This is a genomic window from Enterococcus rivorum, from assembly GCF_001742285.1.
Classification (GTDB): domain Bacteria; phylum Bacillota; class Bacilli; order Lactobacillales; family Enterococcaceae; genus Enterococcus_L; species Enterococcus_L rivorum.
Map to the genome: position 1 here is coordinate 1 of NZ_MIEK01000057.1, position 11,056 is coordinate 11,056.

An 11,056-nucleotide genomic window follows, 5' to 3' on the forward strand; every position below is an offset into this window, starting at 1 on the left:
TTGTCTTCACTCCTTATAATTCTTTCGTCAGAACTATTTTGAGTGTAGCACAAATGACTTTTTTAGTTGTCTAGCTTAATTTTACTATCGGCGTAATAATAAAAGTATAGCTTATTTAAATAAAATTTTCTATCAAACAATGATACTCTTTTTTGATTGTGCACTAGAAAATTGTTTATGTTTAATAATTAAGAAAATAGTCAACAAGTATGGATAAGATCTAATGTTTATTTTATATGTGTAGAGAAACCTACAAGCCAAACATTTCTTCTATTTTCTTGATTAGAATATTCTTATTAAATCAATCTATTTTAAAAATTATCATTCAAGAAAAAGAGCTATTAAATAGTCAAAGTATTTAATGAAATCATAAATAAGAATAGTAACAAATAGAAGACTATTTTCTATTTGGAATTATATATATTTATAAGGAGGAAGTTGTTATGGAATATTCAAATCTTTTTTCAGAAGGTAAGATTGGTGGTCTCGTTGTAAAAAATAAAATTGTCTTACCGGCAATGGGGATCAATATGTCGGATAAGGGGTTTGTAAGTGAAGCAATCATGAATCACTACACTGAACGAGCGAAAGGTGGAGCAGGATTATTAATTGTAGAAGTGAGCTGTGTTGACGCACCTCAAGGATTAAATAGCTCCAATATGTTGGTAATTGATGATGATAAGTATATTGATGGTATGAGTCAATTAGCTGATTCCATTCATGAAAATGGTGCAAAATGCCTTTTACAAATTAGTCATACAGGTCGTGGCTCACGTCGTAAAATCACAGGTAAGCAACCAGTAGGACCTTCGGCAGTAGCAATGCCGTATACTTTTATGATGGGGCTTTCTAATGAAGAGCCGCGTGAACTAACAGCTGAAGAGATACGAGCAATTGAAGATAAGTATGCTAACGCAGCGTTACGGGCAAAAAAAGCGGGGTTTGATGGTATTCAAATGCATAGTATTGGTTATTATTTAGGCGAACAATTTTTATCTTCTAAAGCTAATGTTAGAACCGATGAGTATGGTGGAAGTAAAGAAAAGCGTATTCAATTCCATTTAAATGTTGTTCAGAAAATTAGAGCTCTTTGTGGAGATGATTTTGTTGTAACCGTTAAATTGACCGTATTAGAGCTAGGTGAAGATGCTGGAATTACGTTCGAAGAAGGAACATACTATGCTTATCGTTTACAGGAAGCAGGGATTGATGCGTTAGAGGTGATGGTAGGTGCATGGAAACAAGAGGCAACATTAGAAGATGTTGCGGATACCGGCTCACCTAAAGGACAGATGTTTGATGTATCGGCAGGAATAAAGGCAGGAATTAAAGCGATAACTGGAAAAGAGGTAACGATTCCAATTATAAGTGGAGGTAGAGCTGGCTACGCACAAGTAGCTGAAGAAGCACTTGCAAAAGAAAAGTGCGAATTTGTCTTTATGGGGAAAAGCCTTTTAGCAGAGCCAAACTTACCTAATTTGATTCTAGAAAAAAAGGAAGCGCTGATTCGACCTTGTATCGGCTGTAACACTTGTATTGATCAGCAACTACAACATGATAAATGCTCTCGTTGTTCCAGTAATGCAGTTTTAGGTAATAGACACAATCGTTATGAACTGGAACTAGCGACTAAAACTAAAAAAATAGCAATTATTGGTGGCGGCATCGCTGCAATAGAAGCAGCAAGAGTGGCTACCTTAAGAGGTCATGATGTTACAATTTACGAAAAAGATGCAGAAATTGGTGGACAGGTAAAATTAGCAGCAACACCACCTCACAAAGAGAATATCAAACCAATGTTAGATTATTTTAAGGCTATTATTAAAGAGTTAGCGATAAAAGTTCATTATAATCGATTCATGGATGAAGAAGCTGTATTAGCGCTAAATGCTGATGTAGTAATCTGTGCAGTAGGACCAACGCCTGTTAAAATTAATTTACCTGGGATAGATTTACCCCACGTAATGGAAGCAAAAGAAGCTCTTTTGGGAAAAAATACAGGTCAAAATGTTGTGATTATTGGCGGTGGAGTAGTGGGATGTGAAACGGCTGAATATTTAGTTGAGCAAGGAAAGCAGGTCACAATTGTTGAAGCAACAGATAAAATGGCAGCAAAAATGGTCATGACGAACCGAACGATTTTATTAGATCACTTAAAGCTTGCTGGCACAATTTTTATGAACAAAACAAAGTGTATTGAAATAAGCAAATCTTTTGTTGAAGTAATGGCTGAAAATCGAGAACGTCAACATATTTTAGCAGATACTGTTTTATTATCAGTCGGTGAAAGACCAAATCCTAGTTTATATGATTCTTTAGTCGGGAAAGTTTCTGAAGTTTATAATATAGGTGACAGTCAACTGCCGGATTGTTTTGCAACAAGTATTAAACAAGGTCATGAAGTTGCAGTAAATGTTTAGTACTATGAGAGTGCATATTTGTTACTAAAGCATAGGTAACGTTAAAGAATTTGAAAAATGTTGTTGCAGCAAGATTTCATTATAGAATCTATAATGTGACTTAGTGTATAATTGATATTGTAGTGGTAGTATTGAAAGGGAGGATTGGGAATGAGAAAGATTATAGATTATAAGATACCATTCACTTCTATAAATATTGAACTACAAATGAAAGAATTTTTAAATTATTATGGTAAAAGTGAAATTATACATCACTCATATGAAGTAGCAAATAAGGCTAAAGAACTTGCGGGTAAGTTTCATGTATCACCAGATAAAGCATATCTGGCTGGCCTACTCCATGATATCAGTGCAGTTATTCCTAATGAAGAAAGAGTGAAATTACAAAAGCATTTGAAAAAAGAAGTACTAAAAGAAGAAGAAAGATTCCCAATGATTCTTCATCAAAAGCAATCAGCATTTATAGCAGAAGAGCTATTTAATATATATGACGAAGAAATATTATCCGCTATTGAATGTCATACAACGCTTAAAAGAGAGGCCTCGGATTTGGATAAAGTTGTTTTTATTGCTGATAAGGTAAAATGGGACAGAAGTGATAGTGCACCTTATTTAGATCAATTGAATGTGGCGTTAGATATTTCCTTAGATGAAGGATGCAAAGTTTATATTAATTGGGTACTATCAGATATTTTAGTATTACACCCTTGGTTAAAAGATGCAATGCTGGATTTGGATTTGAATTATTGATTAATTTTGAAGGGGTTAGTTTGTATGATGGAAAAGTTGACAGTCACAGAAAAAGCTTTGATTGATAGTGCAACAGAGATTATTAAGCTAAATTTTGATCGTAAGAACCTTAATCATACTGTAGGTGCAGCTGTGAGATATACAAATGGAAATGTTTACTCTGGCGTTAATGTTTCTTCTATACATGAGGCTTGTGCAGAAGTTATTGCTATTGGTAATGCTATTAGTTGTGGCGAAAGAGATTTTGAGTGCATAGTTGCTATTGGTAGGGATAATTCTGATAAAGTCTACTCTCCTTGTGGGAATTGTCGTCAGTTCATATTAGAATATGCGCCTAACTGTCATGTTATAGTAGAAACAGAAGCTGGTATTAAAAAATCTAGAATTACTAGCTTAGTTCCTTATGCGTACCATAGACCGGAGTGATTGTATCGTAAATTGTTTCTTTTTCATATTTTGTGAATGATTCTTAAAAAATTGATGAACTAGTATCGAACAAATACTAGCTCCAGAAACATAAAAATAGCGCTATAGCTACTCATTTACTTTCTTAAATATAATTAAAAATCAGGTTCTGGTCTCCAACTTTCTTTAAGTAGTTTAAAAATATATACAGTAAATAATAGTTTTGTCAAAATAGAACTCCTACTTTCTTTTCTGAACTATTAGCGACTTTAAACTAAAAATTGACGATCCTCCCCTAGAAGATCGTCAATGGAGTGATGGTATCAGAGAGTGCTATGTCGTAATAATTAAGCTTCCTTAAAACTATGTTTGAAAATGTTGAGGTGCCTCTCTGAACTAATATCATTATATAATCCGCATATAAATATATAGTGAATAGGGGATATATATATATTGATAGATTTGTGAAGAAAAATCGAGATGTTTTCAAAAAAATAAAAGAATAATTGTTATTTGAGCATAAGAATTGACTATAGAATCTATGGAAATTTTGAGATATTTAACATTTATCAATTTTATTCACTGAATCAGGTTAATGTAAGAAAAAATTGGAATAACGTTTATTATTAATTAAGGAAATCTTAAGAGAAATTACACTAAAATCGTTTTATTGGCAAAAAAAAATAAGAGGTGGTATTATTCAATCATACCAACAACAACCTTTTTATTTTTCATTTTTACTCTTTAGAGTAAATACTCCTTTCAAGCTCCTACTTTTGTAGGAGCTTGTTTTTGTTACTTTTAGTGTAGTGTTAATTTGCACAAATACCGAGTGTTTTCTGGATATTTTTCTTTCTGCATTTCCATATTAAAGCCTAATTTTTTATAGAAGTCTATGGCATCATCATCTGTTTCTGCCAAAATTGTTGTAGGTTGACATATATCGATAATATAGTTCACCATTTTTCGTCCTATTCCTTGATTTCTAAATGTTAGTTCACAAGCAATCCCTTGAATAATAATAGTTTGGGCGTCTTTTTGTTCTATTATAATAATGCCTAGTAATTCTTTGCTTCTAGAAATTATACTGTAAGTTTTATATTTACTTCCCTGTGAATATTGATTAATTTTTTCCGCAAATCGTTGAGGTTGATTTGGATAAACGAAGCAGTTTGAAAGTAAAACTTGTGCAGAATCATTGGTAACTAAGTTAGTGATTTCTTCAAATTTATACATGGAAAGCCTCCAATCAATCGCATTTATTTAGGTTAGAAAAATGTTGACCAATAATGAGTGAGCGTAATGGAAAGTGCTCATTAAAGCTGATTAATTACAATTAGAAATAAAATTAAGAAACCACAAAAAAATCGGTATTGAAAGAAGATTTTTTTGTGGTTTTTATGATTGTAAGACTTATATCTTAGTTTTTTTTAAGCTATTTACAAGTAGTTCGTCTGGTGTAACATAAAGTGTTTTTTGATTTTCGTAAATGACATAGCCTGGTTTAGCACCATTGGGTTTATGAACATGTTTTACTTGCACATAATCAACTGGCACTTGAGCAGACAATCGGTATTTAGAGTAATAAGCTGCTAGGTTTGCGGCTTCTAACAAAGTTGTTTCTGATGGATTGGAATCTTTAATAATCACATGGGAGCCAGGAATGTCTTTTGCATGAAGCCAGATATCTGTTTTCTTTGAGGTACGAAGAGTAAGCTGGTCATTCTGAAGGTTGTTCTTTCCTACGAGAATAGAGGTTCCGTCACTTGAGCAAAATTCTTCTGGTTTGCTTTTTTTCTCTTGTTTGTTCTTTTTAGGTCCTCTTTTTTTCACATACCTTTGTTCAATTAATTCTTCTCTAATTAGTTGAATATCCATAGGAGTTGCAAGTTCTAATTGCGAAATCACCGATTCTAAATAGTTGATTTCTTGATTTGTTTGTTCAATTTGTGAGTGAACAATTTTTACAGCATTTTTTAATTTTTGATATTTTTGAAAATATTTTTGAGCATTTTGATTGGGGGTTAGAGCAGGATTTAACGTAATTTCTAACAGGTTATCTTCATCATAATAATTAGGAAGTTGAACGGATGTAGCCCCTTTAGGAACCTGAGTCATAAAAGTAGTTAGCAATTCACCATCACGTCGAAAGTTTTCTGCACTTTCTGTATCAATCAACGTTTGTTCTAATTTTTTGCGTTTATTCTGATTTCTTTTTAATTCATTATCAATTTTTCGAATCAGTTCTCCACCTTGTTGTTTGACCCTATCTTTCTCAGCTTTTCCGCCGTAAAAAGTATCCAATAGCTGACTGAATGACTCAAAATTTTGTTGAACTCCTTCAAGAGATACGAATGGAATTGGAGTGAAAAATTCTTTTTTACTAGAAGTTGTTAAGGTTGGTTGACCATTTTCGTTAATCGTTTGCCAAAAATTTTTCCAAACAAGCATCTTTTCATTTGACCGTTGAGATAATCGATAGGCTAATTCCTCAGCGGTATCTTTTCCTAACCCTTGGAAATATTGTTGTAAGTACCGTCCATTTAATTCTGGTGCTTTCGAAAGTATTTCAAAAACTCGCTCATCTTTAGCTATAAATGGATTTAGTTGTTCTTGTTTTGGAGGATCAATGTATTCAACTCCTGGAAGTAGGGAGCGATAGCTATTTTGAGAGCTACCGATGTGTTTAATGGCATCCAATATTTTTCCTGTTTCTTTATTAATTAATACAATCGTGCTATGTCTACCCATTAGCTCTACAACTAGTACGATATTTTGCAAATCGCCTAATTCATCTCTCTTATTGAAGGAAAAATGAATCACTCGGTCGTTATCGATTTGAGCAATAGATTCTAAAATAGCTCCATCTAAAAATTTTCTTAACATCATAACAAAATTAGGGGGTGTTTCTGGGTTGGCATAACCAATTTCTGTTAACTGAACTCGTGCATAACTAGGATGAGCAGAAAGTAATAGTTTTTGATTTTTACCTTTTGCCCGAATTACTAAAACCACTTCATTTTCATAAGGTTGGTGGATCTTAGAAATTCTGCCACTGATTAGTTGCTGGGACAATTCCGCCACCATTTTATGAGTAAATACGCCATCAAATGACATAAACATTCCTCGTTTCTTTTCGCATAGTATATCCATTATAACGAAGTTCCCTTGAATTATAAAGGAATGCAGAAAGGTTGTTGTAAATGATTCAAATAAACTGGGGAGAAAGCTATTTTTGGCGTATAATAGAACTAAATTAATAACTTTAGGAGGATATTTTATGGTAAAAAGACTGATTAGCGCAAGCTATAGTGAAGTGGCTAAAATGACTGCTGAGGAATTGAAGCAGTCAATTAAAGCAAGTGAAGGACGAACTATTTTATCTGAAAATGTGGTGTTGTCTTCTCCACAGGCCGGTGATATTAGTAATGCGGAAGTTGCGACTGCTTTTGGTGCAGACTTGATTTTGCTGAATCTATTTGACTGTTTTAACCCAATTGTTCAAGGGATACCAGGAATGTCAATGGAAGAGGTAATGGACTATTGGCGTCATCCAGAAAAAAATACTGTGAATCCAATAGCAGAATTGAAAAAGTTAATTGGGAGACCGATTGGAATTAATTTAGAACCCGTAGATGATTCTTCGTTGATGTTCAGTGAAAAACTTGAAATTAGCCAAGGGAGAACTAGCTCTAAAGAAACGCTCAAAAAAGCGGATGAATTAGGTGTAGATTTTATTTGTTTAACAGGAAATCCAGGAACAGGGGTAACAAATCAGAAAATTGCTGAAGCAGTAAAAGTGGCCAAAGAAAACTTTTCAGGATTAATTATTGCTGGTAAAATGCATAGTGCAGGTTCAGATGAACCAGTTGTATCAAATGAAGCAGTAGAAGCCTATGCAAAAGCTGGTGCAGATATTTTATTATTACCTGCAGTAGGGACCGTTCAAGGCTTTACAGAGGAGGATATGAAGGCTGCAGTTGCTATAGCAAAAAAATATCAATTACTAACAATGTCAGCGATTGGAACGAGTCAAGAAAGTGCTAGTAAGGAAACAATCAGACAAATTGCTCTGATGAATAAAATTTGTGGTGTAGATATTCAACATATAGGAGATGCTGGATATGGTGGTTTAGCTCCAGCTGAAAATATTTATGAAATGTCTTTAACTATTCGTGGCATGAGACATACTATTAACCGAATGGCTCGCTCAATTAATCGTTAATTTTCATCAAAAAGTCAGTTGATTTATTAACAATCAACTGACTTTTTTGTTTTAATATTTAAGCATCTTTCCAAACGGTTTCGGCAATTGTTTTGACTAAATTAATTTTATTCCATTGGTCTTCTTCAGTAAGATGATTCCCTTCTTGGGTGGAGGCGAATCCACATTGAGGAGACAAACAGATTTGCTCCAACGGAACAAATTGACTGGCTTCTCTGATTCGCCCGATAATAGTTTCTTCATTTTCTAAGTTACCATTTTTAGAGGTAATTAGACCTAATACAATTCTCTGATTTTTTAAATTGATTAGTGGCTCAAAACCACCAGATCTTTCGTCATCATATTCTAAGAAGAAACCATCAAACGCTTCAATAGAGAACAGATTTTTCGCTATTTTGTCGTAAGAACCATTGTATAACCAATGTGACTGGAAGTTCCCTTTACAAAAATGGAATGTAACAGCTAAATCGTCAGGTTTGTTGGCTAATGATTTTTCCGTTACCTCTTGAAAGTCTTCCAGTAATTCATCAGCATCCAGACCATTGGCTTTAATCATTTCTCGAAAGCGTTCATCAAATAGTCCGCCCCAACTAGTATCATCTAATTGTAGATAGCGACAACCAGCATCATAAAATGCCTGTATAGCATCTTGATAAGTTTTGATGAGGTCTTTTTTAAAACGCTCAATGGAGTCATAGACAGGCGTAGCGTTGTATTGTTTAGATAAAATAAGCGAGTCCAAGAAAATCATATTAGGACCGGGGATTGTTTGTTTCGCTAAAACAGGAGCAGCATGCTTTTTGGTGAAACGGAAATGGTCAAGAAACGGATGGTTCTTAGAAAAAGAAAGAGGCCCGCTAACATAAGTTCCTTGAGCTTCAGTTACAATTCCAAAAGCAGTTGTCTGAAAGTCAAAAACAGTGATGCCGTTCAAGCCAGCAATAAAATCTAAATGCCACCAACGGCGACGGAATTCTCCATCCGTCACAGCGTTTAAACCAGCATTTTTTTGTTTTTCGATTAATGAGATGATTTCTTGATCTTCAATTTTGGTTAGAGCATCTTTTGCTATCTGGCCTTCTGCGTAGTCTGCACGAGCTTTCTTTAAAGTTTCAGATCTCAAAAAACTTCCTACAATATCGTAGCGAAAGGGAATTTTTTCTATTTTCATTTATGTTTCCTCCAATTTTTTTTAAAATATTCCTAACATTTTTTTCATCGTTTTCTAATGATTTGTTTATTAAAAAAGTATAGGGGATGCTTGAAGGATTGTCAAACTGAAATCATAGTAAAAACAGTAGAAAATACAGTAGAAAATACTAGTTATTTAAAAGTATTTAAACAGATTTCTAATTCTAAGATTAAATGTTGCAGGAGTAGTGAAGATTCTTCAGGTAGTGCGTTATAGCCATCTAAATCATCTCGTTGTTCTTGGATGAAATCTAAGCGACTTTCCATTCTTTTTTTCAATTTTAAGATATAGCTTTTATTAGAAAAGTCAGGCGAATGACCTTCAATTTGAAGGTAGCTCATTGAGGCAAGAGGACCAAAATCCGAAAAAACACTTCGGCCTTCCACAATCGCTTCAATTCCAGCTAAAGTTTGTTCAGGCTCTACTTTAGTACCGTTAAAATAACCAGTATTTAAAATGTAACAGTCTGCTTTTTGAGTGTCAAAAAGAGAACGAAAATCTTTGTAGTCTTGTGCTAGTGGATAGACTCTAAATGGATTAGCAAAAGGTTCAATAACTAACGAGTCTAAATCTATGTTACTTTGTAAGTTCTCCGCAGTAGAACGTTTTGTAGCCAAGGTAACACCGAAAACTGTTGCTAAAATAGGGTTAGTAATTTTAATAATAGGGGGTAAACTATCATCTTTCATAATCCAAAAAATGGCATTAATTTTTTCGGATAAATAATCCACTCTATTAGGTGTGACCAGTCTGGATTTAATGGTTCGTCCATTTCCATTGCGAATGTCCTCTGTAACTAGAACTTTACGTCCAGTGTCATCTAGTATAATTCCAATATTTTGACAAGTTAAAAAATATTTAATCGTTTCATCCGACATGGGATAATCTTGGGTCTTGTCAAAGTAGGCTGGTTCTAAAGCGATAGTAGAACCATTTTTTTCTGAAATAACAAAGGCATCGTCATGTAAAACCGAAACGTCAAATTTGTTATTGTGTTTGGACAATGTAATCGTTGACTTTCCTGACCCTGACAGTCCAAAAGCTGCCATCGTGTACTTTTTACCATCAGAAAGTTTGTATTGCTTCATTCCTCCATGACAGGCGATAAAATGATTACGATGCGCAATATTCCAAGCTAATGTCAATGTTGCCTTTTTTAACTCACCGAAATAACGTAAGCCTAATATAGCTGCTGCATTATGATCGGGATCAAAAATAGCAAGTTCATCTGGGAAATCTGGATGTTCCCAATCAGGATCGCTAAATAAATATAGATCTCCTTCATGATAGAAAACGGATTCATTATATAGTAACGAGTATTTATCAGAGATTTCTTGGAAATTAAGTAAATAAGAGTATAGCAAATTTTCATAGCCTTGAGGAATCATGAGATGTGCTTTTACCATAAAATTTTTCTCTAAACCAACAATTACTTCACTATGATAGCAATTTTGCTTAGAACTATGAAAAACAGCTTCTCTTAAAATGGCTTCATAATAACTTTTATCAATCGTCGGTTGCCCAATAATTCTTCTTGCAGAAGCAGTTCGACCAAATACTTTTCCATCGTTGTTGACTAAGATTTTTGCATTTTCTGGAATTCCTAATTCTTCTGGTTTATAGATTGGTAGGTCAGTAACAATTGTACCTAAAGAATTTTCGGCAAGAGAATAAGCTTCAGCAATAGTAGTAACTTTTTTGACATTGTTTCCATAAAAACTTGACTCTACAATACTTCGAAAACTTGAAAAAAGCGCATTTTCGTGATTAATACTGTCAATTGAATATTTTTCAATAGTGCTCATAAGATCCCCTCCAAGCTAGCTTTTATGTACAGTTTATCACAATTGCTTTGATTTTCGGAAAAGTAATGGAAGAGTTGCTGTGAATCACTGCGATCACTTGTGGAGCAGATGATGAACAGTACAAGGAGAAGTCGAGAGTCGAATCGTTGTCCCCGATGTTTCGAATCACTGCGATCACTTGTGGAGCAGATGATGAACAGTACAAGGAGAAGTCGAGAGTCGAATCGTTGTCCCCGATGTTTCGAATCACTGCGATCAC

8 protein-coding genes are annotated in these 11,056 nt (G+C 34.1%); 4 read left to right on the top strand and 4 right to left on the bottom strand.

Features of this window, described 5'->3' with window-relative positions; translation table 11 throughout:
- Window positions 1–443 precede the first annotated feature (443 nt).
- From BCR26_RS15450 to BCR26_RS15460, 3 genes are all read left to right on the top strand, one after another.
- Window positions 444–2,420, top strand: coding sequence for an FAD-dependent oxidoreductase (locus tag BCR26_RS15450; protein WP_069699873.1), 1,977 nt, complete (start codon window positions 444–446; stop codon window positions 2,418–2,420).
- 150 nt (window positions 2,421–2,570) lie between these two features.
- The gene (gene yqeK / locus BCR26_RS15455; protein WP_069699874.1) at window positions 2,571–3,170 is read left to right on the top strand and encodes a bis(5'-nucleosyl)-tetraphosphatase (symmetrical) YqeK; all 600 of its coding nucleotides are present in this window, start codon (window positions 2,571–2,573) and stop codon (window positions 3,168–3,170) included.
- 24 nt (window positions 3,171–3,194) lie between these two features.
- Entirely contained in the window at window positions 3,195–3,596 is a 402-nt protein-coding gene (locus BCR26_RS15460; protein ID WP_245341990.1) for a cytidine/deoxycytidylate deaminase family protein, read from the top strand.
- Window positions 3,597–4,376: 780 nt separating this feature from the next.
- Here BCR26_RS15460 and BCR26_RS15465 read toward each other — a convergent pair.
- Both BCR26_RS15465 and efbA read right to left on the bottom strand, forming a co-directional pair.
- Window positions 4,377–4,811 carry a GNAT family N-acetyltransferase gene (locus BCR26_RS15465; protein WP_069699875.1) on the bottom strand — a complete coding sequence of 145 codons (435 nt, stop codon included), beginning with the start codon at window positions 4,809–4,811 and terminating at the stop codon, window positions 4,377–4,379.
- Between the two features lie 177 nt (window positions 4,812–4,988).
- A complete protein-coding gene (gene efbA / locus BCR26_RS15470; protein WP_069699876.1) occupies window positions 4,989–6,692 on the bottom strand; it encodes a fibronectin-binding protein EfbA in 1,704 nt (567 codons plus the stop codon).
- 163 nt (window positions 6,693–6,855) lie between these two features.
- On the opposite strand from efbA, the gene BCR26_RS15475 reads away from it, so the two are divergent.
- The gene (locus BCR26_RS15475) at window positions 6,856–7,800 is read left to right on the top strand and encodes a DUF7916 family protein (protein ID WP_069699877.1); all 945 of its coding nucleotides are present in this window, start codon (window positions 6,856–6,858) and stop codon (window positions 7,798–7,800) included.
- 58 nt (window positions 7,801–7,858) lie between these two features.
- On the opposite strand, the gene BCR26_RS15480 is transcribed toward BCR26_RS15475, so the two are convergent.
- Window positions 7,859–8,971 (bottom strand): 5-methyltetrahydropteroyltriglutamate--homocysteine S-methyltransferase, encoded by a 1,113-nt coding sequence (locus BCR26_RS15480; RefSeq protein ID WP_069699878.1) that lies wholly within the window; start codon window positions 8,969–8,971, stop codon window positions 7,859–7,861.
- Window positions 8,972–9,123: 152 nt separating this feature from the next.
- A complete protein-coding gene (locus BCR26_RS15485) occupies window positions 9,124–10,797 on the bottom strand; it encodes a phosphoenolpyruvate carboxykinase (ATP) (RefSeq protein WP_069699879.1) in 1,674 nt (557 codons plus the stop codon).
- Window positions 10,798–11,056: the final 259 nt, after the last annotated feature.